Source organism: Tautonia sp. JC769, assembly GCF_040717455.1.
Classification (GTDB): domain Bacteria; phylum Planctomycetota; class Planctomycetia; order Isosphaerales; family Isosphaeraceae; genus Tautonia.
Genome location: NZ_JBFEFH010000003.1, coordinates 66,489 through 93,209, shown reverse-complemented (window position 1 = coordinate 93,209; position 26,721 = coordinate 66,489). Strand labels below are relative to the sequence as shown.

25 protein-coding genes are annotated in these 26,721 nt (G+C 65.4%); 10 read left to right on the top strand and 15 right to left on the bottom strand.

Annotation, left to right across the window (positions count from 1 at the left end):
- Nucleotides 1-10 precede the first annotated feature (10 nt).
- Nucleotides 11-1,756 (top strand): S26 family signal peptidase, encoded by a 1,746-nt coding sequence (locus AB1L88_RS04485; protein WP_367095432.1) that lies wholly within the window; start codon nt 11-13, stop codon nt 1,754-1,756.
- Between the two features lie 46 nt (nt 1,757-1,802).
- Nucleotides 1,803-2,849, top strand: coding sequence for an LPS export ABC transporter ATP-binding protein (lptB, locus tag AB1L88_RS04480; protein WP_367095431.1), 1,047 nt, complete (start codon nt 1,803-1,805; stop codon nt 2,847-2,849).
- Between the two features lie 7 nt (nt 2,850-2,856).
- On the opposite strand, the gene AB1L88_RS04475 is transcribed toward lptB, so the two are convergent.
- The 3 genes from AB1L88_RS04475 to AB1L88_RS04465 form a co-directional block, all read right to left on the bottom strand.
- Entirely contained in the window at nt 2,857-3,075 is a 219-nt protein-coding gene (locus AB1L88_RS04475; protein ID WP_367095430.1) for a hypothetical protein, read from the bottom strand.
- The gene (locus AB1L88_RS04470) at nt 3,075-3,629 is read right to left on the bottom strand and encodes a DUF6677 family protein (protein ID WP_367095429.1); all 555 of its coding nucleotides are present in this window, start codon (nt 3,627-3,629) and stop codon (nt 3,075-3,077) included. The genes AB1L88_RS04475 and AB1L88_RS04470 overlap by 1 nt, the downstream gene beginning before the upstream one ends.
- Nucleotides 3,630-3,744: 115 nt before the next feature.
- Nucleotides 3,745-4,545 (bottom strand): hypothetical protein, encoded by an 801-nt coding sequence (locus AB1L88_RS04465; protein ID WP_367095428.1) that lies wholly within the window; start codon nt 4,543-4,545, stop codon nt 3,745-3,747.
- A gap of 137 nt (nt 4,546-4,682) precedes the next feature.
- Here AB1L88_RS04465 and AB1L88_RS04460 point away from each other — a divergent pair, with 137 nt between their 5' ends.
- A complete protein-coding gene (locus tag AB1L88_RS04460; protein WP_367095427.1) occupies nt 4,683-5,387 on the top strand; it encodes an RsmE family RNA methyltransferase in 705 nt (234 codons plus the stop codon).
- A 51-nt stretch (nt 5,388-5,438) separates the two neighbouring features.
- Here the strand turns inward: AB1L88_RS04460 and AB1L88_RS04455 are convergent, their stop codons facing one another.
- Both AB1L88_RS04455 and AB1L88_RS04450 read right to left on the bottom strand, forming a co-directional pair.
- The gene (locus AB1L88_RS04455) at nt 5,439-5,855 is read right to left on the bottom strand and encodes a VOC family protein (protein WP_367095426.1); all 417 of its coding nucleotides are present in this window, start codon (nt 5,853-5,855) and stop codon (nt 5,439-5,441) included.
- Nucleotides 5,856-5,953: 98 nt separating this feature from the next.
- The gene (locus AB1L88_RS04450; protein ID WP_367095425.1) at nt 5,954-6,904 is read right to left on the bottom strand and encodes an alpha/beta hydrolase; all 951 of its coding nucleotides are present in this window, start codon (nt 6,902-6,904) and stop codon (nt 5,954-5,956) included.
- A gap of 99 nt (nt 6,905-7,003) precedes the next feature.
- Here AB1L88_RS04450 and AB1L88_RS04445 point away from each other — a divergent pair, with 99 nt between their 5' ends.
- Nucleotides 7,004-8,077 carry a glycosyltransferase family 9 protein gene (locus AB1L88_RS04445; RefSeq protein WP_367095424.1) on the top strand — a complete coding sequence of 358 codons (1,074 nt, stop codon included), beginning with the start codon at nt 7,004-7,006 and terminating at the stop codon, nt 8,075-8,077.
- Between the two features lie 18 nt (nt 8,078-8,095).
- On the opposite strand, the gene AB1L88_RS04440 is transcribed toward AB1L88_RS04445, so the two are convergent.
- From AB1L88_RS04440 to AB1L88_RS04415, 6 genes are all read right to left on the bottom strand, one after another.
- The gene (locus AB1L88_RS04440) at nt 8,096-8,881 is read right to left on the bottom strand and encodes an endonuclease/exonuclease/phosphatase family protein (RefSeq protein ID WP_367095423.1); all 786 of its coding nucleotides are present in this window, start codon (nt 8,879-8,881) and stop codon (nt 8,096-8,098) included.
- Complete coding sequence (locus AB1L88_RS04435; RefSeq protein ID WP_367095422.1) at nt 8,862-9,440, bottom strand: CDP-alcohol phosphatidyltransferase family protein; 579 nt, start codon at nt 9,438-9,440, stop codon at nt 8,862-8,864. The genes AB1L88_RS04440 and AB1L88_RS04435 overlap by 20 nt, the downstream gene beginning before the upstream one ends.
- A gap of 2 nt (nt 9,441-9,442) precedes the next feature.
- A complete protein-coding gene (locus AB1L88_RS04430; protein WP_367095421.1) occupies nt 9,443-9,898 on the bottom strand; it encodes a hypothetical protein in 456 nt (151 codons plus the stop codon).
- 419 nt (nt 9,899-10,317) lie between these two features.
- Nucleotides 10,318-11,133, bottom strand: coding sequence for an NYN domain-containing protein (locus AB1L88_RS04425; protein ID WP_367095420.1), 816 nt, complete (start codon nt 11,131-11,133; stop codon nt 10,318-10,320).
- A gap of 172 nt (nt 11,134-11,305) precedes the next feature.
- Nucleotides 11,306-11,599, bottom strand: a complete 294-nt coding sequence (locus tag AB1L88_RS04420; RefSeq protein WP_367095419.1) for an RNA-binding protein — start codon at nt 11,597-11,599, stop codon at nt 11,306-11,308.
- Between the two features lie 204 nt (nt 11,600-11,803).
- Nucleotides 11,804-12,571 carry an FKBP-type peptidyl-prolyl cis-trans isomerase gene (locus AB1L88_RS04415; RefSeq protein ID WP_367095418.1) on the bottom strand — a complete coding sequence of 256 codons (768 nt, stop codon included), beginning with the start codon at nt 12,569-12,571 and terminating at the stop codon, nt 11,804-11,806.
- A gap of 393 nt (nt 12,572-12,964) precedes the next feature.
- On the opposite strand from AB1L88_RS04415, the gene AB1L88_RS04410 reads away from it, so the two are divergent.
- From AB1L88_RS04410 to AB1L88_RS04385, 6 genes are all read left to right on the top strand, one after another.
- Nucleotides 12,965-13,888, top strand: a complete 924-nt coding sequence (locus tag AB1L88_RS04410; protein WP_367095417.1) for a serine/threonine-protein kinase — start codon at nt 12,965-12,967, stop codon at nt 13,886-13,888.
- Nucleotides 13,889-14,068: 180 nt separating this feature from the next.
- Nucleotides 14,069-14,350: a hypothetical protein gene (locus tag AB1L88_RS04405; RefSeq protein ID WP_367095416.1), complete on the top strand. Its 282-nt coding sequence runs from the start codon at nt 14,069-14,071 to the stop codon at nt 14,348-14,350.
- Between the two features lie 38 nt (nt 14,351-14,388).
- A complete protein-coding gene (locus tag AB1L88_RS04400) occupies nt 14,389-15,222 on the top strand; it encodes a DUF1080 domain-containing protein (RefSeq protein ID WP_367095415.1) in 834 nt (277 codons plus the stop codon).
- Nucleotides 15,223-15,333: 111 nt separating this feature from the next.
- Nucleotides 15,334-16,926: a hypothetical protein gene (locus AB1L88_RS04395; RefSeq protein WP_367095414.1), complete on the top strand. Its 1,593-nt coding sequence runs from the start codon at nt 15,334-15,336 to the stop codon at nt 16,924-16,926.
- 21 nt (nt 16,927-16,947) lie between these two features.
- Nucleotides 16,948-17,925, top strand: a complete 978-nt coding sequence (locus AB1L88_RS04390; RefSeq protein WP_367095413.1) for a hypothetical protein — start codon at nt 16,948-16,950, stop codon at nt 17,923-17,925.
- A 94-nt stretch (nt 17,926-18,019) separates the two neighbouring features.
- Entirely contained in the window at nt 18,020-21,550 is a 3,531-nt protein-coding gene (locus AB1L88_RS04385; RefSeq protein ID WP_367095412.1) for a PQQ-binding-like beta-propeller repeat protein, read from the top strand.
- Nucleotides 21,551-21,674: 124 nt separating this feature from the next.
- Here the strand turns inward: AB1L88_RS04385 and atpC are convergent, their stop codons facing one another.
- From atpC to atpA, 4 genes are all read right to left on the bottom strand, one after another.
- Entirely contained in the window at nt 21,675-22,157 is a 483-nt protein-coding gene (gene atpC / locus AB1L88_RS04380) for an ATP synthase F1 subunit epsilon (RefSeq protein ID WP_367095411.1), read from the bottom strand.
- 154 nt (nt 22,158-22,311) lie between these two features.
- Nucleotides 22,312-23,754: a F0F1 ATP synthase subunit beta gene (atpD, locus tag AB1L88_RS04375; protein ID WP_367095410.1), complete on the bottom strand. Its 1,443-nt coding sequence runs from the start codon at nt 23,752-23,754 to the stop codon at nt 22,312-22,314.
- Nucleotides 23,755-23,843: 89 nt separating this feature from the next.
- Nucleotides 23,844-24,755 carry an ATP synthase F1 subunit gamma gene (gene atpG, locus AB1L88_RS04370; RefSeq protein ID WP_367095409.1) on the bottom strand — a complete coding sequence of 304 codons (912 nt, stop codon included), beginning with the start codon at nt 24,753-24,755 and terminating at the stop codon, nt 23,844-23,846.
- 211 nt (nt 24,756-24,966) lie between these two features.
- Complete coding sequence (gene atpA / locus AB1L88_RS04365) at nt 24,967-26,691, bottom strand: F0F1 ATP synthase subunit alpha (RefSeq protein ID WP_367095408.1); 1,725 nt, start codon at nt 26,689-26,691, stop codon at nt 24,967-24,969.
- Nucleotides 26,692-26,721 lie beyond the last annotated feature (30 nt).

Genomic DNA, 26,721 nt, shown 5'->3' with positions numbered 1-26,721 from the left:
GGGGAGCCCCATGACCCGGACCGCCGACCGCCGCAAGGTGAAACCCGATTCCTCCTCTCGCACCGAAGCGGCCCGGCCGGCGGAATCGCATCGCGAAACGATTGAATCGATCGTCGTGGCGTTCATGCTCGCCCTGCTGATCCGGGGGTTCTCGGCCGAGGCCTTCGTGATCCCGACCGGGTCGATGGCCCCGACGCTGATGGGGCGTCACAAGGAGGTCGAGTGTCCCCAGTGCGGGGTGACCTTCACGGTCAACGCCGCCGACGAACCGCGAACGGGCCGGCCCGTGGCCTTCGGCACCTGCTCCAATTGCCGGCTCAGGACCCAGGTGGACGATCTCCCGAGCTTCAACGGCGATCGCATCCTGGTGATGAAGTTCCCGTACAAACTCTCGTTCCTCCCGATGGCCGGGCGCCCCGCGCGTTGGGACGTGGTCGTCTTCCATTACCCCGAGGCGCCCGAGCAGAACTACATCAAGCGACTCGTCGGCTTACCCGGCGAGGAGCTGATGATTCACGGCGGGAACCTGTTTGCCCGACCTCTTGAGAGCGACTCGCCCTTCGAGATCCTCCGGAAGCCGTTGCGCCATCTCCGGGCGATGCAAGTCCCGGTCTACGACGACCGGTATCGCCCGATCGCCCTGAAGTCGCTCCCGGAGTGGCACCGCTGGGCCCCCTCCGGGCCGGATGCCTGGACCGAGTCGGCCGAGGACCCCGGGACGTTTCTATCACAGAGTCGGGAAGGCGCTCGGATGTCCTGGCTCCGTTACCGTCACCTGATTCCCGATCAGGACCAGTGGCAGGCGATCCTCCGCGGGAGGGCCCCGGAACGCCCCCCGACGCCGTCGCTGATCGATGATTTCTCCTCCTACAATTCCAATCAATGGCGGAGAGACAGCGGCGCCCCCGTGGTCGAGGCCCACTGGGTCAGCGACCTGTCGATCGAGTTCGACCTGGAGGTCGAGGCGCCTCGCGGCCAGCTGATTCTCGAGCTGATCGAGGCGGGTGTCTCGAACCGTTGCACCATCGACCTCGCGAAAGGCCTGGCCACCTTGACCCGAGACGACACGGTCCTCGGAGAGCCGGCGCCGTGCCCGATCGACCGCACCGGGCGTTACCGGCTGGCCTTCGCCAACATCGACGACCGGTTGACCCTCTGGGTCGACGGTCGGACACCGTTCGGCGATGGCCTCGCGTATGAGGCGGACCGATCGGAGCCCCTCGTGCCGACGACCGCCGACCTGGAGCCGGTCGGAATCGGTGCCGAATCGGCCGATCTCCGGGTAAGCGGCCTTGTCCTGCATCGCGACATCTACTATACGTTGGAGCCGAACGCCTCGGATTTTGAGAGTTTCGGGATGCTTCGGCAGAACGAATTCCGATGGCTCCAGCTCGCGATGGCCGACCCGGCTCGATTCCCCGAACTCGCCCGGCTTGATGCCCCGCGGACCTTCGCGATTCGCCCCGGCCGTTACATGATGATGGGCGACAACAGCCCCCGGAGCAAGGACAGTCGGGCCTGGTCTCAGCTGGAGGCGGAGGGAGTCTATTACGACGACGCGGGCCAACGCTGGGAGATCGGCCCCTGGTCCGCCGCCGAACGCGCCCCCCACGAAGTGCCCGAGGAATTAATCGTCGGGAAGGCGTTTTTCGTTTACTGGCCTCACGGACGACCGTTCGGCCCCGACATCCGCGTCTCGAGGGACTTCCGAATCCCATTCCGCCCTTATTTCGAACGGATGCAGTGGATTCGGTGAATACGCTCTCGGGCGTCCCCGGCACCGATCAAGGAGGATCGGCCCCATGGCCTTGCTGGAAGTCCGCGACCTGCAGAAGTGGTACGGCAAGCGTCAGGTCGTTTGCGGCGTCGACTTCGAAGTCGAGCAGGGGCAGGTGGTGGGCCTGCTCGGGCCCAACGGCGCCGGGAAAACGACCAGCTTTCGCATGACCATCGGCCTGATCGCCGCCGATGGCGGCTCGATCACCTTCGGCGGTCACGAGATTACCCATCTGCCGATGTATCGCCGGGCGCGGGCCGGACTCGGGTACCTCCCCCAGGAAACCAGCGTCTTCCGCCAGCTTTCGGTCGAAAACAACCTGATGGCGATCCTGGAGACGCGTTCCGATCTGGGACGCAAGGAACGCCGACGGCGACGCGACCAGCTGCTTGATCAGTTCGGGCTCGATCACATCCGGTCGACGAAGGCCCAATTCATTTCCGGTGGCGAGAAGCGCCGCCTCGAGATCGCCCGGTGCCTGATCACCGAGCCGAGCCTGATCATGCTCGACGAGCCGTTCGCGGGAATCGACCCGAAGACCGTCAAGGAGATCCAGGGATCGATCCGAGAGCTGGCCGAGCAATTTCACATTGGCATTTTGCTGACCGACCACGAATTCCGCGAGACGCTCGAAGTCACCGACCGGAACTACCTGATTTATCAAGGGCGCGTGGTGGCCGAGGGCAATCGCGTCGAATTCCTTGAAAATCCCGATGTCCGGCGCTACTACCTCGGCGAACGGGCCGACGTGGGGCATTTGCTCGAAGATCGGTCGCCTCACCATGCCGGACCGAAGCCGGTTGCTCAGGCAACGGTCACCTCCCCGGCCCCGCCGGCCGCCCACACCCAGCCGCAGCCGCAGACGGACGCCCCGTCGCCGGGGGCGGCCCCGGAATCACTGCAGACCGAAGCTCCGAAGCCGAGGGTCGAGGCGCCGTCGCTCCCGCACGTCCATCTCGACCCGCTCCTCGACGCCTTCGGGCCCGTCATCCTCGACCCGTCCTACGGGCATGATCCGGGCTTGGACGACGAGGAGGACGACCCTTACAATTTCAGGCCATCCTCGCGCTGATCGATCGTCAGACCTGCGTGTTGATCACGAGCAGGATCACCGTGACGACCGCCAGGATGCCGGCGATCATCAGGAAGAGTCGGGTGGCGTGTCGGAAGATCAAGGGCCACGCCTCGTGCCGCGAGGCCGCATAGACCAGGCTGATCACCAGGATCAGGGGGGGAGCGAACCAGTAGGCGTTCATCAGGCCCAGGAGGGGCAAGAACCCGAGCGATGGGATCATCATCAGGCCGACTCCGCCTCGGTCGTTGTCGTCGAGGGAGCCTCGGCAGACGAGGTCGGTCCTGACCGAACTGCCGGCCCCTCAAACGCGTCGTAGATCGCCAGGACATTCAGCAGGCCGGCGATGGTGGTATAGATGTCGCCGATCTCCTTCAGGCCCCCGTACTTCTGATGGAGCGAGAAGACGCGGCGGACGACCTCCTGCATTACCTCTCGAACCCCGTTGTCCATGGTGGGGTCGAGCATCGGGGCGGCCATGAAGCCGTTGAATAACGGCTGGTATCCCTGGTGAATCAAGGTCGCCTGGATCAAGGCCGGCCAGGCGGGCAGCCCGACCCAGAACTGGCCGAGGTAGTAGAGCCGGAAATGCTCCGGATTCCGGAGCGGATTGACCCAGGTCCAGTACACGTTCGCCCCTTCCCCCAGGGCGAAACCCACCGCGTAGAGGCCGAAGATGCAGACGAAGTAAAGCAACCCTTTCGCGTTCCGCCCTTGATAGAGGTGGCCCAGGCCGGGCCAGGTCAACGCGAGGAGCGCCGCGAGGGAACGATTCTTCAACGGAACATCGGTGGCGGTCGTCGGGTGATCCATGAGCAGCGGTGGGGTCGCTCGGACTGTGGCAAAGGGCCATCGACGCGGAACGATCAATCTATCATGGTCCGCAGCCGTTTGGCTAGTTCGGGGCGGCGATCGGATCGGCCATGCGGTCCGTTTCCTGCGCGATCCCAGAGACGAGTTCGCTCGGGATCGAGGGCCGTTGATCGAGCGCACCGGCCTTCAATGCCAGGCTGGACAGCCGGTCGATGACACCCGGCAAGCCCTCGGCCACGGCATGCAGCCTCAGGATCGCCCGGTCCGTAAACACGGGAGAGGAGCGGCCGGCCGCGTGCAGTTTCGCAAGGACGTAGGTTTCCGTCACCCGTCGCGTCAGGCGTTCGAGTCGCGGTCGCACCGCCCATCGGGCGTGATCATTCATCTCAGACCGCCCCGAGAGCAGGACGGCAACCGCACCACCGCCTTGATGCCCGAGGGCCTCAATCCGGTCGACCACCCTGCGGTCCGACTCCCAGGCCATCAGGTCGTCCCCGTCGATCGCCAGGACGATCTCCTTGTTCTGTGCTTGGTCGAGTCGGAAGCAGTCCAGTAGATGCCCCATCCCCTCAGCGACGGAGATTCCAACATCCAACCGCTTGCCGAAGCCGAGGCAAAGCCCCCGGATCATCGCCCCTTCATCGAACGGGCGGCGAACGACGCAGAGGCGCCGGCCCGGCCGCTTGAGTCGTCGAAGCGCCTCGTGAAGGATGACCGATTTCCCGAGCTCGGCGACTCCCCGGACCTCTCCCGTCCGATCGCCCTGTTCCACCTGATGGACGAGCCTGGCAACCGCTTCCTCATGCCCCGGGATCGAGACAAATGGGACGGCCCCGGGCCGGAACGGGTCAAACCGCAGGTCCCAATGGCGTAACCAGGTCATTGGTGCACGTTCCTTCCCCGGTTCAACGCGAGGCAGTCATCCGAACGGACGATTGCGCACGTCTCACTCTGTGCTTTGAATCGGTTAGGATGACTGATGGTCTTGCTCGATTTCTCCCCTTTCGAATCAATCTCCCAATGGAACGCGTCTATCACCCCCATGCCCTCGACGGCGATCGCCTTGAGGTGACAGGGCCGGAGGCCCACCATCTGGCCCGCGTCCGGCGGGTCGGTCCGGGAGATCGCATCGAGGTCTTCGATGGACTGGGAGGGGTGGTGCTCGCTCGCGTCGACCGAGCCGGACGGAACGGCCTCGAACTCGTCGTCGAGGACCGGCTTCCTCCCCGACCCTTGCCGACGAGTGACGTCACCCTGGCCACCGCGGTCCCGAAGGGAGACCGGTTCGACTGGCTGATCGAGAAGGCGACCGAGCTGGGAGTCGCCCGGATCATCCCGCTTCGGACGCAACGATCGGTCGTCGACCCTCGGACGTCGAAGCTCGATCGGCTCCGCCGCCTGGTGGTCGAGGCGTGCAAGCAGAGCGGTCGAGACCACGTCCTGCAGCTTGAGCCGATGGCCTCGTGGTCCGACTTCCTCGCGACCGAGGCCGAGGCGCTTCGATTAATTGCGCATCCCGGGGGCGATCCGATCGCCCGCCATGGACCGGCTCCCCGCGTGGTGCTCGCGATCGGTCCCGAGGGAGGGTTCACCGACGAGGAGATCGAGGCGGCCCGGGCGGTCGGATGGCGGACGATCGGCCTGGGGCCCAATCTCCTGAGGATCGAAACCGCCGGGATCGCGGCGAGCGCGGCGTTCCTCGCGATGGGAGGAGCGGCTCCGTGACGATCCGCGCACGCCGATCTCGTCGTCCCAACGAATGACTAGAGGGGCCGATCAGGCGGTCGTCCACTGGCCCCCCGATTGATCCTGATAGATGGACCAGACGTAGCCGTCGGGATCTCTGAGGGCAAATTCTCGCCACCCCCAGGCCTGGTCCACCGGCTCGCCTGAGAGGCTCAGCATCGCCCCTTGCTCGATGCAGTGCTGGTAGAAGGCGTCGACCTGATCGACCCTGAGCTGGAGATGGATCCCGAGGCCGACCCGCTGGTCGCGGAATTCCTGGTCGTGGGCGTCCTGAGGGTGGAGCATGATGGTGAAGTCGTGGAGGCGGAGCACGACGAGGGCAATCGGCCCGCCGTCGTATTCGGCCAGCTCCTGGACCACCGTCGCCCCGACGACCTCGTGGTAGAAGTCTCGCGACCGGATCATGTCGTTCACATACAGAAAGACGCTCGTCACCCTGGCAGTCATGCCCGTCCCCCGCAGCCGGTATTGATCGGATGATCGGCCGAACCATACCCGCCCATCGCGTTCTGATCAATCGAATCTCAACGTCATGCCATCCCGATTCAGGGCTCCGCGGCGAAGAACGCGACCACGTCCCGGAAGACCGGCAGGAGGTACCCGGCCGCCGAGTAATGCCCGCAGTCGAGCCATCGAATCGGTGGCCGCCCCGCTGCTTCCCAGAGCCGGGTCGTCGCCGAGGGCGGGATCACCTCATCGGCTCGCCCGGCGATCATGAGCACGCGTTTGTCCCGGAGGCCTGGTGCGTAAGTGAGCGGGTCGAACGGCCGGATCAGGCGGGCGAGGTCCTCCTTCGTGCGACCGGATTCGATCCAGGCGGTCCGGGAGTTCCGCGCCTCGGCCTCGGGCATCTCCCAGAGGATCTCGGCCAACCCGCCCCCTCCCAGTAAAATCGCGGCGTGACCAATCCGGGGATCGACCCCGGCCGCGAGGGACGAGACGATCCCCCCGAGGCTGATCCCGGTCACCCCGATCCGGGAGCGATCCACCTCGACCCGTTCGCCAAGCCACCGGGCCGCCCGCCGGACATCGCAGACCCCCTGGCGCATGGCGATGACCGAGCGCTCGAGGTCCGACGAGAGGAATCGCACATTCAGATTCGCCGGTCGTCGTTCCCCGTAATAGGGAAGCTTGACGAACAGGGCGGCCACCCCTTCCTCCGCGAGCCTGGCCGCCAGATACCGCGAGAGCGCGAAGTCAGCCCCGAGGATGTGCAGGACGACCACCGCGGGCCGCTTCCCCGGGCACCTCGGCTGGAAGTACTCGGCGTGGACCGTGTTGTTCTGCGGGTCGGGGCTGACAACGGGGGAGGGGAAGGTCAGCTTCGACACCACATACCGCGGGGTCTGGCGCAGGATCCGGAGGTCGAAACCGAAGGTCGATGGCGCGATGCGGAAGAGTTCGGGGACCGTCGCCTCCTCGGGATCAGGCGAGACCGTGACCTCGCCTTGATGGGAGGTGCTCAGCACGATGGCGAGGAGGAGCGAGGCGGTCATGGCTCCGGGACTCCCGAAGGCTTCGATTCGGATAGGCGAGGAGTGCTCTCCTGGTTAGCATACCGGCCCCGATCGTCCGGGGGGAGGGAGAGTTGGATCATGCCGGCCGCGTCCTCGACTGTCGATTTGAGAGCCCTGTCTCCTCGTCGCGTCTGCCTCATCAAGCCGAGTGCCCTCGGCGACGTCATCCATGCGCTCCCCGTCCTGGCCACGCTCCGGGAGCGATGGCCCTCGGCACATTTCTCGTGGGTCATCAACCAGGGGCTGGTCGACCTCGTCCGGGGGCATCCGGCGCTGGATGACGTGATCCCGTTCGACCGGTCCCGGGCCGGATTCGGGCCCCGAGGGCTCGCGCTGACCTCGCGCTTCGTCGTCGATCTCCGTCGCCGGGGCTTCGACCTGGCGATCGACCTCCAGGGGCTCCTCCGATCCGGCCTCATGACCTTCGCGACCGCCGCCCCCGTCCGGATCGGCCGGGCCGACGCCCGTGAAGGGGCATCTCTCTTCTACACCCATCGGGTGTCGTCCGATGCCTCCCACGCGGTCGATCGGCTCCTGGCCATTCCCAAAGCCCTGGGAGCGAGAGACGGCTCGCCTCGCTTCGACCTGGCCATCGACGACGAGGATCGCCAGTGGGCGACGTCGGCGCTCGCCGGCTTGCCGAGGCCATTCCTGGTGCTCAATCCGGGGGCCCGCTGGCTGACCAAGCGATGGCCACCGGGCCATTATGCCGAGGTCGCCCGGAGGGCTGTCGGGCGGTTCGGCGCGGGACTGATCGTGGTCGGGGCCGCCGAGGATCGACCGCTCGCCGCCGCGATCCGGAGGGAACTCGATCCGCTCGGCCTCCCCATCCGTGACCTCACCGGCCAGACCTCATTGATGAGGCTGGCCGCGATCATGGAGCGTTCGGATCTGGTGCTCTCGAACGACACGGGGCCGCTCCATCTGGCCGTCGCCTCGGGAGCCCGGGTGATCGCGATCTTCACCTGCACGGATCCGGACAAGACCGGCCCTTACGGCGCCAGGGCCCGGGTCGTCCGCACGGGGGTCTGGTGCGCGGCGAGCTGCGTCCGACGTTGCGACCGGATGGAGTGCATGGATGAGCTTTCCCCCGACCGGGTCTGGTCGGTGGTCGCCCGGACCCTGGAGGGGGACCGCCGCGAGGTCGCCTGAGACGGATTGGCCGGTCGTTCAGGTTTGCTGGGGGTCCGGGCGGACCCGGTGCTCGATCGATCGTCCGAACCCATTGGTCGAGTCGGTCCGATTCCGGACGGAGAAATCGAGGACGAGCGGCAGGTGGTCCGACGCCCGCCTGGCCAGGGGAGAACGGACGACTTCCGCGTGGGTGACGTCGACCTGGTCGCAGCAGAAGACCTTGTCGAGCGCGCTCATCGCCAGGTAGGCCGGGAACGATCGGAAGCGATGCAGCGGTTCCGTGATCTGCCTCATGCCGTGCCGGGCGAAGGGGCCGTCGGCCAGCGTGTTCCGCCAGTCGTTGAAATCGCCCACGATCATGGTCGGCAAGTGAGACGATTCTCGGAAGCAATGGTGCTCCAGCAGATAGCTGGCCTGCCACTGCCTCGTGCTTTCATGCAAGCCGAGGTGCCAGTTGACGAGGTGAAATGCCCCGTGGGGCGAATCGACCACGACGAGCTGGGCCCCTCGTTTCTTCCGATTGAGGTACTGCAGGCAGACGTCATGTGCCCGACGGATGGGCCATCGAGAGAGCACCAAGTTGCCGTAGGATCCGATTCGGAATCGGTGGTTCGTCTGGTAGGTCGAGGTGTACCCCCGGAACGACGCCACCAGCAACGCGTTCTGGTCTTCGCCACCGGCCCGGGGGATCCCCTCGGCGACTTCCTGCAGGCAGATCAGGTCGGGTTCTTCCTGGGCGATCACCGAGACGATCCGGTCCAGGTCATAGCGGCGGTCTCGCCCCCCGATCCCCTTGTGGATGTTATAGGTCAGCAGTCGCATCGTCGGGAGCGGCGTGATGCGCCGCGCTCTCGGGCCGTTTCCAGTGAGGGTTCCTGAGATAGTCGATTCCCGCGGCCACGCTGATCGCTCCGGTCATCGCCAGCAGCGGGGTCGGGACCGATTGATCGTACACCACCCAGAACAGAAACGCGAACTGAAACGCCGTGGCCGCCTTCCCGAGGAGATGCGGAGGCATCCGGCGGATCGCGTCGGAGCCGATCCGGATCAGGGCCACGATCACACCCAACGCCACCGCCAGGTCTCGCGCCGCCACGAAGATCAAGGCGGGGAGGGAGAGCGATTGCTCGATGAGGAGCGTGACGAGGACCACCCCTACGAAGACCTTGTCAGCAATCGGATCGAGGATCTGACCGAACGTGCTGGCCGAGTGGAAGAATCGGCTGAACGCCCCGTCGCAAGCGTCGCTCAGGGCGGCGACGATCAGGATGACCGGCCTCCAGGCCGGTGGAACGACCGGGAAGACCGCGGCCAGGCCGAACCTGAGGAAGGTCAGCGCGTTCGGCAGGATCAGCCTTGCAGTGACCGAGTCTCGACTCACCGTCAGCCCTCGACTCGAGATGAAGCAACCTGGCGAGGCGATCGCCTTCGGAGGAGTCGCTGCCAGATCCGGGCACGGCGGATCTGTTTCTTCAGACCGAACAGGTGGAATCGCGACTGGACACGCTCGGCTGCGCGGCGATCGGTGAAGATTGGACCGTCAAGAATCTCGGAGAGCTCCGATTCGAGCACCAGTCGGTCCCGCGATGCCCGGATCAGACTGTAGAGCACCATGCCGTGAGCCACCAGCCGATACGTCACCCAGAAACCGACGACGTTCGGACCGGGAAGCACGGCAAGGAGGATGGATGGGATGAACAACAGGAGATACACCACGAACCAGATCATCCGGCGCTGGAATCGGCTCTCCAGATAGCCCGCCCAAAAGGATTTCAGGTCCTCGAACGCGAGCGAGGGGGGATGGACGAACACGAGCCTGTCGGCGTGCCTCAGGGCCATCAAGAGCCGCTCGTCGGCCGGCAATCGCGATTTCAGCCAGGCGATCGGCGCCTGGAGTCGGCCTGGTACATGGTGCTCGAGGTGTCGAGCACCGTCGACACAACGGCCGACCCAGGCCCGGAACCTGCTCTGCCGGTGCGGTCCTCCGCGATCGGTCGACGAATCCGGCGTCGGGGCATCATCGATCGAAGGCTCGTAATAGAAGAGCGGCCGACGACCCTCTCGGGGAACGACCAGAATGCGCATCGATCGGCGGGACGAGATGATCATGGGGTTTCACGGAGGTCCCAGGGTATCGCGACAGATCGCGAACCCAACCCGAAGCCTTTGCTCGCCGCGGTCACACCACGGGGGGCAGCCCATGATCGCTCTGGGGTGGATGCTCGCAGGGCATCGCCAGCGGGCAATCGAGCCGGCGGCTACCGTTTGGATGGGCGCGCCCTGCCGTTGAGGATCGCTTTGCGGTCTCCGAATCGCGTGACCACATAGGTGCCGCTCTTCGGGCTCCGTTCGATGTCGACGATCGCCGCGTTGTCGGCGTCTTCGAGCAGATGAGTGAAGGACCGGTAACCATAATACCCTTCGTCGAACGAGGGTTTCTTCCGACGCATGGTTTCCTTGATCAACGACGCGTAGAGAACATCGGCGTTCTCCCGGGTGAGGGCGTTGCAGGCCTCGATCAGGAGGGCGAACACTTCCCGCTTTTTCTCGGGGATGGAGGAGTCGAGTTGCTCGACGGCCTCGCGTTCGTCCTTCTCGATCCGTTCCAGATCTTCGTAATAGATGAATTCGTCGCAATTATCCCGGAGCAACTCCGAGGTCGAGCCCTTCATCCCAAGACCGATGACGTGCTTGTCATTTTCCTTGAGCTTCGAGACGAGCGGCGAGAAGTCCGAGTCTCCGGAGACGATCACGAAGGTGTCGATGTGGGATTTGCTCCAGGCCAAATCCATGGCATCGACCACGAGACGGATGTCCGCCGAGTTTTTCCCGGTCTGACTGCGACGCGGGATCTCGATCAATTCGATGGCGGCTTCGTGGAACGGGGCCGTGTATGCCTGGTAGCGACTCCAGTCGCAATAGGCCTTCTTGACGATGATCTTGCCCTTCTCGACCAGCCGTTCGAGCACCTTGTGGATGTCGAACCGAGGCTTCTTCTGGTTCTCAAACCCCAGGGCGAGGTTTTCCAGGTCGATAAAGACGGCAAGGGTGCGACCTTCATTCGAGGCGTTCATGACGCAAGCGGGGCAAGTGGCGGATCGGCAGAAACCGGGGCAACTGGACCGGACCGGCCCGGTACATTGAACTTAAGCATACGACCGGCCGTGATCCAAGGCAATCGGACGCTCGGTCCCGCCAGCGGCCCGGCAGCGACACGCCGGGCCGCGGAGGGACGGTTCGGGCGACTCAGCGGCGGGCGGAGGCAGACCAGCCCCCGGCGTAGAGGTCGCGCACGGAGCGGCGGGGACGCGATTCGTTCACCGAGAGCGCACGGCCGTCGATGTCCTTCCCATCCAGGGCGTCGATCGCCGATCGGGCCTGGTCGTCGTCGGGCATGTCGACCAGACCGAAGCCCCGGGAGCGGCCGGTCCGCATCTTGGTCTGGACCTCGGCCCACTCGACGGTGCCGAACGGCTCGAACATGGCACGCAGTTCTTCGGACGTCACCGAATAATTCAGATTTCCGACGTAGATCCTCATATTCGAAGGATTTCCTTTCGCAGCAAGGTTTCGAGAGAAACGGACTTCGATGCGAGCAGCCCCGGCTGCCGGAGCATCCGGGGCTGCCTGGTCAACTTGAAGGGGCATCCATGACAACGTGCTCGTTGCTGGATCATCGATCGAGGGCTGACGGGCGACTACCCGACGGGAGGTGTTCGTGATCGGCGATCTCGAACACTGCGGTCATTCGCCGCTAATCCCCAGCAATTCGATCTCGAAGATCAGGGTGGAGTTCGGAGGGATGGGCCCCCCGGGGGTCCCGAACTCGCCGTAAGCCAGCTCCGGCGGAATCACCACTCTCCACTTGTCTCCGACGCTCATCAACTGGAGCGCCTGCTTCCACCCTTCGATGAACTCGGCTACCGGGAAGGTCATGGGTTCCTTCCCTTCGGTCGAGTCGAAGACAGAACCGTCGAGCAGGGTGCCTTTATAGTGGATCGTGACCGTGTCGGACAGGGTCGGCGAGGCGCCGTCCCCGGCCTTGAGTTCCTCGACGAGCAGGCCGGAATTGGTCGATTTGACCCCTTCCTTCTTCGCGAACTCGGCCCGATAGGCGTCGCCGGCGGTCTTGTTCTCGGCCGCCTTCTCCTTGTTCTGTTCGAGCATCGCCTGCTCGGCCTCAGCCTGCCGGGCGAGCAATTGCTGCTCGAACTCTTCCATGACCTGGGCCAGTTGCTCATCGGTCAGCATGGGCTGAGCATCGTTCAGGCCGTCCACGATGCCTCGGGCGACCAGGCTGGCGTCGAGCTGGAACTGCTCGGACTGCATCTTCAGGGTCCGGCCGATGTTCAGGCCGAACCCGTAGCTCGCCTTGGAATTCAGGTCGGAGAGGTCCGCGTTGGCGGGGGCGGGGCGGGCGGCCGGTTGCTGCGCCGGCTGGTCTTGCGGGGCGGAGTTCGTCGAACCGACTGCGATCAGGGCGCCGAACGCGATGACCATCAGGTCGCTCATCAGGCCTCCTTGAAGGACGAAAGGGAGTGGAACGGGGGAGGGAATGGACCGAGCCGAGTGGCGAGAATCGATTTCGCCGCCTCTTCATTCTACCGGAGGTGGCCCCTCGACGATAACCCAAGATCACCTTGGGCGGCGCGGATCGACCGATTCCGCGAGGTCGAGTCGGGGCAATCCGTCGAGAACCCGAGCGTCACCAGGCTCTCCGGCTCGCCGTAGAATCCTCTTGAGATTGGAGAGCAAGCCCGACTCGACGCCGCGTCTCGAATTCGCGGAGGGGCCTGTTTCCCGGTCCTTTAGGCTACGATACGATCGACCCGCGGGTTCGATGAATGGTCTCAACCCGATCGGCCCCAGAATCGGGCCGACCCGTTCTCGGGAGACGACGGCACGATGTTCGGAAAGCTATTCGGATCGAAGGAATCGAAGAAAGCCCCCGAACTCGCCGGGAAGGTGAAGGCCGTCCCGATCCCGAAGATGAAGCGGGTGAACCTGGCGAAGCGGTTCACCGTCCTGGCGGAAACTAGCCAGGGCAGCATGTCTCACGTGTCGAAGGCCCTGGACAACGAACAGCAACGGTCGGTCTGTCTCAAGGTCCAGAATAGCGAGAAAACTGCCGAGGCGCTGGCCCGGGCCTCCCGGGAAGGCCGCCCGCCCGAAGGCTTCATCGGCTCGAAAATCCGGCACAAGAACGTGGTGCTGACCTTCGACTACGGCCTCTCGACCAAGAAGGAGCACTGGCTCTCGATGGAGTTCGTCGAGGGGGTCAGCCTCTCCGAAATCCGGAAAATCGGCGCCCGAGACCTGAGCAACAAGGTCGGGCTTCTGATCCAGACCGCCGAAGGCCTGGACGCCGTTCACAAAGCAGGGTTCATTCACCACGACTTCGGGCCGAAGAACGTCCTGGTGAACCGCGAGAATGTGGTCAAGATCATCGACTTCGGCCTGGCCGTCCCCGATGAGCCGCACTTCCACCGCCCCGGGAATCGGACCGGCACGCTCCAATACATGGCCCCCGAGTTGATCCGGCGCGAGTCGACCGACCGCCGCATCGACGTCTTTTCGTTCGGTGTCATGGCATTCGAGATGTTCACGAACCGGCTCCCTTACGAGATGGCCGGCGACCAGATGGCCATGATTCGGGCCAGAATGAACGCCGATCCCCTCCGCATGGCCGACGTCGCCCCCAATCTCCCGGCCGACCTGTCCAAGGTCATCGATCGCTGTCTCGCTCGCCGCAAGGAAGATCGGTATGCGACCATGGCGGTTGTCGCCAACGACCTCAGGGCGCTCGCCTCCGCCCCGAAGGACGAGTGACGATGCCTCACGCCGATCTACCCCCGAGGGCCGCTGTCAGCCGGCGGTTGCTCGCGGGCTCGGCAGTGCCTTGCGTCGCCTCGACATGCCTGGCAGACTTTCCGAGACCCGGATCGAGGTGCCGACGATGACCTCGATCCGCGAGCTTCACACCATCCTGACCCGGTTGGACGCGCGACAATGATCGAGCCTCCCATGGTCCGCCCGGGCGAGATGCAGGCGGCGGACGCCGTTTCTCGCATCGTCGCCTTCTTCCGGAATTCGTCCCAGGGCAATCTGGCGATCCAGAGACTCGTCGGCCTCGGCATCCCTTCGGACCGTCTCGGCGTGACCCCGCCGGACCGGATCGAGGGCCACCAGGGCATGGTTCTCTCCATCCCGTGCCCCGATCCCGGTTCCATCGACCGCGTCGAATCGCTCTGTCGGTCGCTCGGGGCCGAGGTCCATCGTCAGCGCACCTGAGTGTCCCCCTCCTCCCGCTAACACGATCGAGCATCCCGATGATCTCCTCAACCTCCCTCGGCGTGGCCCTGCTGGCCGCGGCTGTCAGCCCCTCCCCCTCGGTCCAGGACCGTGGGGATATTCCCGCCTTCGCACTCGATCGCCCAGAGATCCGGTCAGGTGAGCCCGTCCTCCAGTTCAACGGGAACGATCTCTCCGGGTTCTACACGTACCTGAAAGACAGCGGATACGACGATCCCAAGGACGTCTTCAGCGTGGTCGACGGCATGCTCCGGATTTCCGGCGAGGAATTCGGGGGCATCATCACCGACGAGGAATTCGAGAACTACCACCTGATCATCGAATGGCGATGGGGCCCGAAGACCTTCCCCCCCCGGGTCGACAGGTCGCGCGACTCCGGGCTCCTCCTGCACTGCGTTGGCGAGGACGGCGCCGCCGGCTCCGGCTGGATGGAGTCGATCGAGTGCCAGATCATCGAAGGCGGGTGCGGCGACTTCATCATGGTCGGGGGGGCGGAGCGCCCGAGCCTGACCTGCGTGGTGCGGGAAGGCGAGGGGAACCAGCTCTACTACGACCCCGTCGACGGTAAGCCCGTGACCCGAGACTCGGGCCGCTACAACTGGTGGGGCCGCGACCCGGAGTGGAAGGACGTGATCAACGTCCGGGGCCCCCGAGACGTCGAGAGCCCGGCGGGTGAGTGGACCACGATGGAAGTCATCTGCGACGGGGCGACCATCACCAACATCGTCAACGGTTATGTCGTCAACGTCGGGACCGAGGCGAGCCTGACGAAGGGCAAGATTCTCCTCCAGTCCGAAGGGGCCGAGTTGCACTGCCGACGCTTCGAAGTCCGGCCGATCCTGCGCGACTGAGTACTGACGAAAGAGCCGTCGGCCTTTACTCCGGCCGACGGCTCCTGAATAATCAATCAACAATGCGTGTTCCGGCCCGATGTTCCTCGATCCGCGAGACTCTGGGGCATCATGCGTGGTTTCGCCCACAAGATCATTTTCGCGCTGCTGATTCCGCTCGCGACCCTGAACCCATGCCCGTCCGCGGGGGCGCAGGACGGTTCCATCTCTCAGGGGGTTGCATTCCTGAAATCGCGGGGGCCGTCCGTCACCCCCGGGGAGTCGGCACTCGCGGCCCTGGCGATGCTCAAGGCCGGTGTCCCGACGGATGACCCCGCTCTGGTCCAGACGATCCAGAACGCCCTCAGCGCCTCGAACAGCGAAGGTTACCGGCCAGCCCGGTCCGGCGGGGCCGACATCTACGAGACCGGCATCGCCTGCATGATGCTGGTCAATCTCGACCCCAACGTCTACCGCCCGATGATCCAGTCGGCGGCCTCGTACCTGATCGCCAAGCAGAAGAGCAACGGCGCCTGGGACTACGACGGCCGATCAGGTGATACAGGCGATTGCTCGATCTCCCAATACGCGATCCTCGGGCTCTGGGAGGCGGAGAGCGCCGGGGTCCGCGTCCCCCCGAGCGTCTGGGAGCGAGCGGCCCGGTGGTACATGTCGGTCCAGCGTGGCGGCGGTTGGAATTACCATCCCGATGCCCCGAGCCCCCCCACCGTCTCGATGACCGCCGCGGGGACCGGCAGCCTCTTAATCTGCAAGATGCAACTTGCCCCCTACCGGAAGCGACGGGAGCGGACCACCAGCCCGCTGCTCGTCCCGCTCGTCCCCGAGACCGACCAGGCCGAATTCCGGGTCGGCCTGACCGACGCCCAGCTCGATCAGGCGATCGGGCAAGGGATCACCTGGCTTGCCCGCAACTACCGCCCGGACCAATCGAATTTGTTCGGCCCCTCGATCTTCTACGGTCTCTATGGCTGCGAACGGGTCGGCGGATTGGGCAACCTGGCCCAGTTCGGCTCGGTCGATTGGTTCCGGGTCGGTGCGCAGTACATCACCGCGAATCAGACAGGCAACGGCAGTTGGAACGCCATGTTCGAGGCGGTCGCCAATACCTCCTGGGCCGTCCTGTTCCTGACGCGAGCGACCGAGAAGACGCTCGAGCGGATCAAGGTTGAGCGGCTCGGGTCGGGGACCTTGCTCGGAGGCCGGGGGCTCCCCGAGAATCTCGAGAACCTGACCGTGGCGCAGGGGCGAGTCGTCGTCCGACCCATGAACGGGGCCATCGAGGAGATGCTCTCCATCCTGGAGGACCCCCGAGCCGACGAGGGTGAATCGGCCCTCGCCGGTCTCATCGACCGCTACTTCACCAGCGGTCCGCTCGCCCTCAAGCCGTACAAGGATCGCTTCCGCGTCCTGCTGATCGAGGGCATCCCCGCGCAGCGATTGACGGCCGCCTGGGCCCTGGCCCGGACGGGCGACCTCGACGTGGTCCCCGACCTGATCGCGGCGATCGAGGATCGCAACAACGAGGTCGCCGCCACTGCCGACTACGGCCTTCGGCTCCTGAGTCGGAGGCTCGATGGCGGCGGACTCCCGGCCGGAGCCGACGACGCGCAGAAACGAGCCGCCGCGGCCGATTGGCGGCGCTGGTATGATTCGATCCAACCCGCCCTTTCGGTCGATCGCGCCAACGCCCCCGATCGCCCTTGACCCCGCGAGGGGATCGCTCCCATGACCGTCAATCCATCTCCCGCGCCCTCTGCTGCCGCTCCCCCTCCCCCCGCCTCCGCAGGGGAGGGGGAGGCGTCTCGAAGCCTCCAGCCTCAGATCCAAGGGGAGACGGACTACGACCGTGTCACCTCGTTGCTCATGGCCGTCATCATCAGCGCGGTGATCATCGTCGGCTGGCTTGCCCTGATCTACCTGACGAATCGTTCCTACGCCCGGAGCGTGCCGGCCGAGATCGAGATCATCGAGGTCTACGGCGGGGGGGGCGGCCGGCTCGACGGCGAGGAGAACTCGACCGAGCAAATCGACGTGCCCGACGCCGCCGCCGCGGCCTTCGCCTCGAACGCGGAACTCTCCCCGGCGGACTTCGAGGAGCCGTCGCTCGAACAGGTCCCGTCCGCCATGGTCGATGCGCTGGCCAATCAGGAATTCGCCGACCTGGCCGAGGAGATGCCCGAGGGAGGGGCCCTCGCCACCGGAATCCGGGCCTCGAAGCTCGGCACCGGGGCCGCCTCCTATGGCCTGGGTGCCGGAGACGGCGGGGTCCCACGAGAGCAACGCTGGAGCATCATCTACAACCCCGGTCAGACGCTCGACGAATATGCTCGGCTGCTCGATTTCTTCGGGGTCGAGATGGCGACCGTGCTCGACAACCAGATGCATTACGTCTCCAACTTCAACAAGCCTCGGCCGGACGTCCGGGTCGCGAACCGCGGGAACGACGACCGGCTGTACTTCCTCTGGCAGGGCGGCGGGCGACGGCAATCGGACATCGAGCTGCTGCGGAAGGCCGGGATCGACGTCGGCCAGCGCGGGGTGATCTTCCAGTTCTTCCCGGCACAGGTCGAGCAGATCCTCTCTCGACTCGAGCAGCAATACAAAGGCTTGCAGCCGCTCGAGATCCGGACGACCAAATTCAGCGTGGTCCCGGCCGGCAACCGTTTCGCCTTCGAGGTCATCGATCAGCAACCGCTGAACTGAACCCCGGCGGATCGCCGTCCGGGGCCGCTCGCTGGAGAGTTACCGACCGACACCTCTCGCTCATCAACCGTCATCACCCCCCTGGACGCCCCGCATGGCAACGCTGGAGATTCACGACGGCAAGGGCCGTGTCGAATACCTGACGATTTCCCCGAGTCAGCAAGTTCTCATCGGCTCGGACCCGAAATGCGACATCGTGATCCAGGACCGCGAGGCGATGCCCTTCCACGGGCGGCTCCGATGGAAGAACGACCGCTACAAGGTCGAGGCCACGCCAGAGGCCAGCACCGTCGAGGTCGACGGGAAGCGGGTGGTCTCCTCCAGCTTTCGCCAGGGGAGCGAGCTCCGGATCGGGAAGGCTCGGATCTTCCTGATCACCCCGGACGACGGGCCCGCCCAGTTCGAGAAGACACGCGTTCAGGCACGCCCCGGTGCCCCCGTGGCGGGCGGATGGGCAGGCCAGATGGGCCCGATGGCCGGCGAGGTCGAGCCTCCTTCCCTGGAATCGGCCCTCGATGACGTCGAGGAGATCCTCGAACAACCTGCCCCTCCGCCTCGACGTCGAGGACGTGCTTCATCCAGCCCAGCCGCCGCGTCAACGCCATCGGCCCGAGAGCGGGGCTCCGCGGCCGCCCCTCCCGAAAGCAACCGGGGCAAACCGCATCCCTTGCTGATGCTGCCCGCTCGATGGGTCCGATCCGTGCTGACCGGCAAGGATCAGGCCCCGGGCGAGGAGCGGGTGCTCTCCTCCCCGGTCGTCATCATCCTGGTCCTCACCCTGGCGATCCTCGTTTCGCTCGGCTTCGGCCTGTTCGGGATCATCCGGGAGATGGCCGCCGATCGAGCCTTCGCCAAGGCAAGGGAGAGTCTCGAAAACGCCGAATATCGCAATGCGATCGAACGGTTCGACCTCTATGTCGAGAACTATCCCCGGCATTCGCTCGTCTCCGAGGCTCGCGTCCTGAGCGCCCTGGCCCAGGTCCGCCAGTTCACCACGGGCAGCAACCCCGCGTGGGCCAATGCCCTTGATGCGGCCGGCGCGATGTTCGAGGACCTCCGCGAGGAGCCCGCGTATCCGGACGCCAGGGCGGACCTCGCCGGTGCCGTGCTGGATGTGACCAACGGGCTGGTCGATCGTGCCCAGCGATTTGCCGATGGTCAATCCCTCGAACTGGCCGAGGACGCGGTCACGCTGCACGATCGCATCGGCGGCTCGGCGGCCATGCTGGCCCGAGAACGGGCCGACGTGCCGACGAGGCTCGAGGAGGCTCGTGCCTCGGTCCTGAAGAACGAGGCCCGGAAGACGGCGCTCGGCGCGATGGATGCCGCGCTCGACGCCGGCGACCCCGACGCGACCTACGAAGCCCGCGATGTGCTCGTCACCCAGTACGCCGATCAGGCCGACGACCCCGAGGTGATCACTCGGCTCCGATCCGCCAACGAGCTGATCCGGGCCGAGACGTCCGTCGACCTCTCCAGGGTGCGGGCCTCCGCGGAACCTCGGCCCGACCCGCTCGGCCCCCCGACCTCCCTCGTCCTCCGCTCCACGATGGAGCCTGCGACCGAGAACCCCTCGCTCGCGTACGCCGTCGCCGATGGGTTCGCGTATGCCCTCGATGCCTCCAACGGCGCCCCGGTCTGGCATGTCCCCGTCGGGCTGGATTGCCCGTTTCCGCCGATCCCGATTCCCGGGGCCCGCGGCGATGTTCTTGTCTTCGATTCCCGTCATGAGGATTTGTTGCGACTCGCGGGGCAGGATGGCCGACTCGTTTGGCGGCAGGAACTGGGGGAAGCGGTCGTCGATCCTCCGTTGATTCTCGGCAATCAACTGGCGCAGCCGACGGCAGCGGGGCGGCTCGTGCTGATCAATCTGGTCAACGGCGAACGCCAGGCGTCGATCGATCTGGGACGGCCTCTCGCGAAGACCCCCGTCGCGGATGACCTGGGGCGGCATTATTACGTCCTCGGCGAGGCGGCGGTGGCCTTCGTGGTCCGGCGCGATCCGGTCGAGTGCGTCGCGGTCGAGTACGTCGGCCACGATCTCGGTTTTGCCGCCGCGTCCCCGGCCCGAATCGGGAATTATCTGCTCGTCGCCGAGAACCGCCGGCCCGAATCCGGCCGCTGGTCCCTGTTCCAGATCGAGGCGGAGGGGACTCGTCTTCGGCTGCGACAGCGCGTGGATCATGTCGGTTGGACGTGGGACACCCCGGCATCCTCCGGGCAGGTGCTCTGGGCCGTCAGCGACCGAGGGAGCATCGATGTTTACGCCATCGGCCCTTATGAGCAGGAAAATCCCCTTCGATTGATCACCCGGATCGAGCCGGAAGGGACGAGGCTCGGGCCGACGTTCACCTACGCCCGGACCGACCGAGAACTCTGGGTCGCCTCCGCCCGATCGGCTCGCTACGACCTGGACCCGCAGCGAGCGACCCTCGCCACCGCCTGGACCCTCTCGCAGGCCGGCGCCGCGCTCGCAGCTCCTCAAATCCGGGACGACCGGATGATCCTGACCCAGGCCCCGGAGCGGGGCAGAGGTGCCGCGCTCTGGTCGGTCGACCCCCGAAATGGATCGGTCGCCTGGAGGACGATCCTCGGCTCTCCCTGGCCGTCTCCGCCCGAGCCGATGCTCGATCGTCGAGGACTGGCCTCGCTTTCCGGGGACGGGAGTCGGTTGCTGATCCCGGTCGACGATCTGCAGGACGGAGGATTCGTCGTCGAGCCGATCCCGAGGCCCGGAGACCGTCGTCTCCCCGTGGGACAGCTCCGACGCATCGATGCCGGCTCCGCGACCCTGATCATCCCCGCTCCCGACACCGATCACCTGTTCGTCAGGCAGGACGACGGGGCCACCCTGTCGCGGGTCACGCTTCCCTCTCCCCTCAGCGCCCGCCCTCTCATCTGGGAGGATGATCTGCTCGTGCCCGGGGTCGATGGCCGGGTCTACCTGATCGACCCGACGACTGGAGGCCCCAAGGCCGACCCCCTCCTCCCGACCTTCACCGGCGATGGGCCGATCGCCTGGCTTGATCCCGTGCCGATCGACTCGGACGCAATCGCGCTCGCCGACCGAAGCGGGGTCGTCCGACGTGTGATCAAGGACGATGGAGAACGCCCCCGGCTGATGATCGAAAACGAGGTCGCGCTCGGGCAACCGCTCGTTGCTCCCCCGGGATCGACGGGTGATACCATCTTCCTCGCAACGGCTGACGGCTGGATCCGTGCGCTCGCCTCGCGGGATCTCAGCCCATCAGGGGCCTGGGAACTGGATGCGCCGGTCGCCCTCGGGCCGTTCACCGACCTCGACTCCGGGACCGTCCTCGTCGCGGATGCCTCGGGCAAGGTCATCGCGTTCGGAGTGGGCGGCGAACGCCTCTGGACGATCGATCTGGAGGGAGATACCCTGTCCGGCCCCCCGATCATCGAAGGAGAGGACGTCTGGTTGTCCACGCTCGGCGGGACGTTGCACCGTCGGGCCCGAGGCGATGGGGCGTCACGTGAGCAACTCGATCTGACGCCGCTCCCCGCCGGCGGGCCGAGCCCGGTCGAGCGGACGATGGTCCTCCCCTCGTCTCCGGGGACCTTGCGCATGCTTCGCGATCCGACCCTCGACCCCGTCTCGGAATGACCAGGCTCGGGAATCAAGGAGGACGACCCGCTCTGGCCCCCGATACGAAAAAAAGGTCGCCCTCCGAACGAGAGGGCGACCTTTGATTGGCGTCTCGACGGATGACGACCTGAGCGTGCCAGGGTCAGTGGGTTGAAGTCGGTTTGGCGGCGAGTCGGAGGAGGGCCCTGGCGCGATCTTCGGCTCGGGACTTTTCGGTCAGTTCCAGAGTCGAGGTCGCCTTCCTGGCCTTCGCGGCCTCGAGTTCCTGCTGCGCGGTCGCCGGATCGATCTTCTCGACCGGCATGGCCCGGGACGTCAGGATGGTGACCACGTCGTCTCGGACCTGGGCGAACCCACCATCCACGAAATAGCGGCGTTCCGACGTCCCGGTGCGGAGTCGGAGTGCTCCGTAACCAAGCCGGCCGATCAGTGGCGTCCTGCCCGGGAGTACGCCAAGCTCACCATCGAAGAGGGGGAGCGCGACGAACTCGGCAACATCCTCGAGGATGGTCGCCTCGGGAGTCACCACCAGACAGCGAACGCCGTGATGATCCTTCTTCACTGGATTACCCGGTGGAACATCGAACGGTTCCTCAGGTTCAATCAGGGCCGCGGTCGTGGACATGGCCGCTCAGTTCTCCCGGGTCAGGCTCGCTGCAAGACAGGCTCGGAGCGTGGATCAACGAATCAACTGTCACCAATAGTCCGCGGCTCGATCGGGCGAACGACGCGGGATTCGTCCCCCATCGTTCGCCCGACGGCGACCGGGGATGGGTCGCTTAGCGAGCCATCCGGTTCGCCTGCTCCTCCGCTTCTTCGATCGCACCCACGTAGAGGAATGCGCTCTCGGGCAGGTGGTCCCACTTGCCGTCGCACAATTCCTTGAAGCTCCGGATCGTATCGGCCAGCGGGGTGTATTTGCCGGCCTTCCCGGTGAAGACCTCGGCCACGAAGAACGGCTGCGAGAGGAACCGCTCGATCCGCCGGGCGCGATGCACGATCACCTTGTCGTCTTCCGAAAGCTCATCGATGCCGAGGATCGCGATGATGTCGCGCAATTCGCGGTACCGCTGGAGGATCGTCTGGACCCGTCGCGAGACCTCGTAATGTTCGACCCCGATGAACTGGGGGTCGAGGATCCGGCTGGTCGACCCGAGCGGGTCGACCGCCGGGTAAATCCCCTTCTCGGAGATCGACCGTGCCAGGACGATGAAGGCGTCGAGGAAGCCGAAGGTCGTGGCCGGCGCCGGGTCTGTCAGGTCGTCCGCCGGCACGTACACCGCCTGGACCGAGGTGATCGCGCCCTTCGTGGTCGAGGTGATCCGTTCCTGCAAGGCCCCCATCTCCGTCGCGAGCGTCGGCTGGTAGCCGACGTTCGACGGCATCCGGCCGAGCAAGGCCGAGACCTCGGAGCCGGCCTGGCTGAACCGGAAGATATTGTCGACGAACAGGAGCGTCTCGGCCCCGGTGGCATCCCGGAACCATTCGGCATTCGTCAGGGCCGACAGGGCGACGCGGAGCCGGGCACCCGGGGGCTCGTTCATCTGGCCGAAGAACATGACCGTGCTGTCGATCACCGACTTGGCGTCGGCGCCCGTACCGGTCTTCGTCTCCTGCATCTCGAGCCAGAGGTCATTCCCCTCCCGGGTCCGCTCCCCCACCCCGGCGAACACGGCATAGCCGCTGTGGACCTTCGCGATTCGGGCGATCAGCTCCTGAAGGATGACGGTCTTGCCCAGGCCGGCACCGCCGAACAGGCCGATCTTGCCGCCCCGGACGAACGGGGTCAGCAGGTCGATGACCTTGATGCCGGTCTCGAACACCTCGGTCTTGGGCGAAAGCTGGTCGAACGAGGGGGCGGGCCGGTGGATCGGCCAGTGCTCCTGCGCGGGGACAGGACCGCGGCCATCGATCGGCTCGCCGAGCAGATTGAAGACACGCCCCAGCGTCTCGGTCCCGACCGGGACGCTGACCGGCGCCCCGGTGTCGACGACATCCATGCCCCGGACCAGTCCGTCGGTACTTCCCAGGGCGACGCAGCGGACACGATTGCCACCGAGGTGCTGCTGCACCTCGCCGGTCAGGCTGACGGTGACCCCCTTGACCTCGGTCTCGACCTTCAAGGCCGAGTAAATCTCGGGAAGATGACCCTCGTCAAACTCGGCGTCGAAGGTCGATCCAATGACCTGGGTGATCCGTCCGGTAGCGGTGGCGGTGGCCATGGGGAGTTACCCTTGGATTCAAAAGCGTGGGGGGAGATTCGATCGATTCTGGTTCCGGCGCGGTCGGCGCGAGGAATTCAACGCACCGATCAACCAAGCGCTGCAGCGCCACCGATGATCTCAGACAATTCTCGCGTAATCTGCGACTGACGGGCGCGGTTGTACTGTCGCGTCAGGGTCTTGACCATGTCGTCGGCGTTTTCCGTGGCTCCTCGCATCGCAATCATACGCATGATCTGTTCACTGACGGCGGCATCGAGGAAGCACTTGAACAATCTGACCTTGAACGAGGCCGGGACGATCTCCTCGAGGATGCTTCCCGGGTCCGGCAAGAACTCGTAGGGCGTCCGAGAGCGACTGCCCGCGCCCGCCGTCTTCTTCTCCGAATGACGACTGATGTCTTCTTTCGCGCGATCGACGGTCATCGGCAGCAGGGTCTCGCTGACCGGAATCTGCTTGGAAGCCGTGACGAATTTGGTGTAAACGACCTCGAATCGATCGATCTCGCCCCGGAGAAACATCCCGAGATAACGGTTCGCCAGGGCCTCGACCTCGTCAAACTGGGGTCGATCCTCGAACTGCGTGTAGGTCGTGTCCACCGCGATCCGACGGAACCGGAGGAAGTTGATGCCCCGCTTCCCCGAGACTTCGAGCAAGGTGGTGGTTCCGGTCTCCTGGAATTCTTCGTAGTTGCGCGTGGCGAGGCGAAGGACGTTGCCGTTGTAACTGCCGGCGAGTCCCCGGTTACTGGTCAGGACGAGCATGCCGACGCGGCGAACCGGATCACGCTGCTCCAGCAGCGGGTGACTGACCTGAGTCGATGAGGTTTCGCTCAGGTCGTTGACGATCTCGGCGATCTTGCGGGTGTAGGATTCGGCCTCGGTAGCACGGTCCAGCGCCTTGCGGAAGCGGGCCGTGGCGATCAACTCCATCGTCCGCGTGATCTTCTTGATATTCTGGACCGACTTGCGGCGTTTGATGATCGCTCGGGCCTTGGCCATGATCAGGAACGTCTCTTCAAAGGATGGGCCGGATCCGATGGGGTCGAATCAGCGGCGGAGAAGGCCAATTCAATAAGGTCCAGTCGCTTCAACGCGCCGTGACCCGAGGGGTTGGGTTCGAGCATCGCCGTTCAGGGGCGGTCCTGAACCCCTCAGGATCAACGACGCGTCGCACGGAAGGAGGGGCCGACGATCGTCCGATCGGAACCGATCAGGCCGATGCGACCGCGGCGGTTGCACTCGAAGCCTGAGACGGATGGGTCGTCGAGTAACGCGTCCGGAACTCCTCGAGCGCCGCCCGGAGTCCGGAGACGATCTCGTCAGTCAACTTCTTCTCCTGGACCAGACGGTCGCGGAGGTCCTTCTTTTCGGTCGCCATGAACCGAAGGAACTCCTGCTCGAATTGCTGGACCTGGGAGACGGGCAAGGTGTCGAGGAACCCTTCGGAGCCGGCGAAGATGCTCATCACCTGATCGGCGACGTTCATCGGCTGATACTGCGGCTGCTTGAGCAACTCGACCATGCGATAGCCCCGGTCGAGCTGCTGCTGGGTCGCCTTGTCCAGCTCGGTGCCGATCTGGGCGAAAGCCTCCAACTCCCGGAACGCCGCGAGGTCGAGCCGTAGTCCGCCGGCCACCTTCTTCATCGCCGGGACCTGGGCCTTGCCGCCCACGCGGGAGACCGAGATGCCGACGTCCACCGCCGGACGAACACCGGCGAAGAACAGGTCGGGCTGGAGGTAGATCTGCCCGTCGGTGATCGAGATCACGTTGGTAGGAATGTAAGCCGAGACTTCACCTTCGAGGGTCTCGATCAACGGCAAGGCCGTGAGAGAGCCCCCCGATTTCGCGGTCTTCGCGATCTTGTGGCCCGTCGCGTAGTTCGCCTTCAGGTCATGAGCGGCCTCTTCCTTGCCGGGGACGCCCACATAAACCTTGCCGTTGACGCCCCAGGATTCGGCCACGGGGTCGTTCGCGTTCTCGGTCGGGGCGCTCTCCGGGACGATGACATACTTCTCCGCCAGCTTCGCCGATCGTTCGAGAAGGCTGGAATGGATGTAGAAGACGTCGCCCGGATAGGCTTCACGGCCCGGCGGCCGCCGCAGCAGCAGGGACAGTTCGCGGTAGGCGACGGCCTGCTTCGACAGGTCGTCGTACACGCAAAGGGTTGCCATCCCCTTCTCGTACATGAAGTATTCGGCCATGGCGCAACCGGCGTACGGCGCGATGTGCGCCAGCGGGGCAGGGTCGCTCGCCCCGGCGGCGACCACAATCGTGTAATCCATGGCGCCTTCGCGTCGGAGGATGTCGACCAGCTGGGCCGTGGTCGACTCCTTCTGGGCGATCGCCACGTAAACGCAGATGACCCCCTGGCCCTTCTGATTCAGGATGGTGTCGATGGCGACGGCCGTTTTCCCGGTCTTGCGGTCGCCGATGATCAGCTCGCGCTGGCCCCGGCCGATCGGGATCATCGAGTCGATGGCCTTGATGCCGGTCTGCAGCGGTTCATCGACCGGTTGCCGCTCGGCGATGCCCGGGGCGGAGGAGAAGACCATCCGCCGCATCTCGGTGAGGATCGGCCCCCCGTCGTCGATCGGCTCGCCGAGCGGGTTGACGACGCGGCCCACCATGCCGTCTCCCACCGGGACGCTGAGCAGCTCGCCGGTCGCCGTCGCGGTCTGACCTTCCCGAATCTGCTTGAAATCCCCGAGGATGATCACACCCACCGAGGATTCTTCGAGGTTCAAGGCCATGCCCCGAATCCCGTTCTCGAAGGCGACGACCTCTCCCGCCATGATGCCGGAAAGGCCGTGGATGCGAGCGATGCCGTCGCCGACCTCGAGCACCCGGCCGACCTCGACCCGGTCGACATCGGCCCGGAACTCCTGAATCTCGCGTTGAATAAGTGAGGTGATCTCGTCGGATCGGAATTTCATGGGTCGACCTTCGATGGGGGGGATCGCTCA

What these genes read in the sequence shown, in the direction of transcription:
- lptB (WP_367095431.1), top strand. Translation starts at nt 1,803, where the DNA reads ATGGCCTTGCTGGAAGTCCGCGACCTGCAGAAGTGGTACGGCAAGCGT.
- AB1L88_RS04405 (WP_367095416.1), top strand. Translation starts at nt 14,069, where the DNA reads ATGATCGAGCCTCCCATGGTCCGCCCGGGCGAGATGCAGGCGGCGGAC.
- atpA (WP_367095408.1), bottom strand. Translation starts at nt 26,691, where the DNA reads ATGAAATTCCGATCCGACGAGATCACCTCACTTATTCAACGCGAGATT.
- AB1L88_RS04385 (WP_367095412.1), top strand. Translation starts at nt 18,020, where the DNA reads ATGGCAACGCTGGAGATTCACGACGGCAAGGGCCGTGTCGAATACCTG.
- AB1L88_RS04475 (WP_367095430.1), bottom strand. Translation starts at nt 3,075, where the DNA reads ATGATGATCCCATCGCTCGGGTTCTTGCCCCTCCTGGGCCTGATGAAC.
- AB1L88_RS04440 (WP_367095423.1), bottom strand. Translation starts at nt 8,881, where the DNA reads ATGCGACTGCTGACCTATAACATCCACAAGGGGATCGGGGGGCGAGAC.
- AB1L88_RS04395 (WP_367095414.1), top strand. Translation starts at nt 15,334, where the DNA reads ATGCGTGGTTTCGCCCACAAGATCATTTTCGCGCTGCTGATTCCGCTC.
- AB1L88_RS04445 (WP_367095424.1), top strand. Translation starts at nt 7,004, where the DNA reads ATGCCGGCCGCGTCCTCGACTGTCGATTTGAGAGCCCTGTCTCCTCGT.
- AB1L88_RS04430 (WP_367095421.1), bottom strand. Translation starts at nt 9,898, where the DNA reads ATGGCCCTGAGGCACGCCGACAGGCTCGTGTTCGTCCATCCCCCCTCG.
- AB1L88_RS04485 (WP_367095432.1), top strand. Translation starts at nt 11, where the DNA reads ATGACCCGGACCGCCGACCGCCGCAAGGTGAAACCCGATTCCTCCTCT.
- AB1L88_RS04425 (WP_367095420.1), bottom strand. Translation starts at nt 11,133, where the DNA reads ATGAACGCCTCGAATGAAGGTCGCACCCTTGCCGTCTTTATCGACCTG.
- atpG (WP_367095409.1), bottom strand. Translation starts at nt 24,755, where the DNA reads ATGGCCAAGGCCCGAGCGATCATCAAACGCCGCAAGTCGGTCCAGAAT.
- AB1L88_RS04420 (WP_367095419.1), bottom strand. Translation starts at nt 11,599, where the DNA reads ATGAGGATCTACGTCGGAAATCTGAATTATTCGGTGACGTCCGAAGAA.
- AB1L88_RS04415 (WP_367095418.1), bottom strand. Translation starts at nt 12,571, where the DNA reads ATGAGCGACCTGATGGTCATCGCGTTCGGCGCCCTGATCGCAGTCGGT.
- AB1L88_RS04450 (WP_367095425.1), bottom strand. Translation starts at nt 6,904, where the DNA reads ATGACCGCCTCGCTCCTCCTCGCCATCGTGCTGAGCACCTCCCATCAA.
- AB1L88_RS04410 (WP_367095417.1), top strand. Translation starts at nt 12,965, where the DNA reads ATGTTCGGAAAGCTATTCGGATCGAAGGAATCGAAGAAAGCCCCCGAA.
- AB1L88_RS04455 (WP_367095426.1), bottom strand. Translation starts at nt 5,855, where the DNA reads ATGACTGCCAGGGTGACGAGCGTCTTTCTGTATGTGAACGACATGATC.
- atpD (WP_367095410.1), bottom strand. Translation starts at nt 23,754, where the DNA reads ATGGCCACCGCCACCGCTACCGGACGGATCACCCAGGTCATTGGATCG.
- AB1L88_RS04465 (WP_367095428.1), bottom strand. Translation starts at nt 4,545, where the DNA reads ATGACCTGGTTACGCCATTGGGACCTGCGGTTTGACCCGTTCCGGCCC.
- AB1L88_RS04460 (WP_367095427.1), top strand. Translation starts at nt 4,683, where the DNA reads ATGGAACGCGTCTATCACCCCCATGCCCTCGACGGCGATCGCCTTGAG.
- atpC (WP_367095411.1), bottom strand. Translation starts at nt 22,157, where the DNA reads ATGTCCACGACCGCGGCCCTGATTGAACCTGAGGAACCGTTCGATGTT.
- AB1L88_RS04390 (WP_367095413.1), top strand. Translation starts at nt 16,948, where the DNA reads ATGACCGTCAATCCATCTCCCGCGCCCTCTGCTGCCGCTCCCCCTCCC.
- AB1L88_RS04400 (WP_367095415.1), top strand. Translation starts at nt 14,389, where the DNA reads ATGATCTCCTCAACCTCCCTCGGCGTGGCCCTGCTGGCCGCGGCTGTC.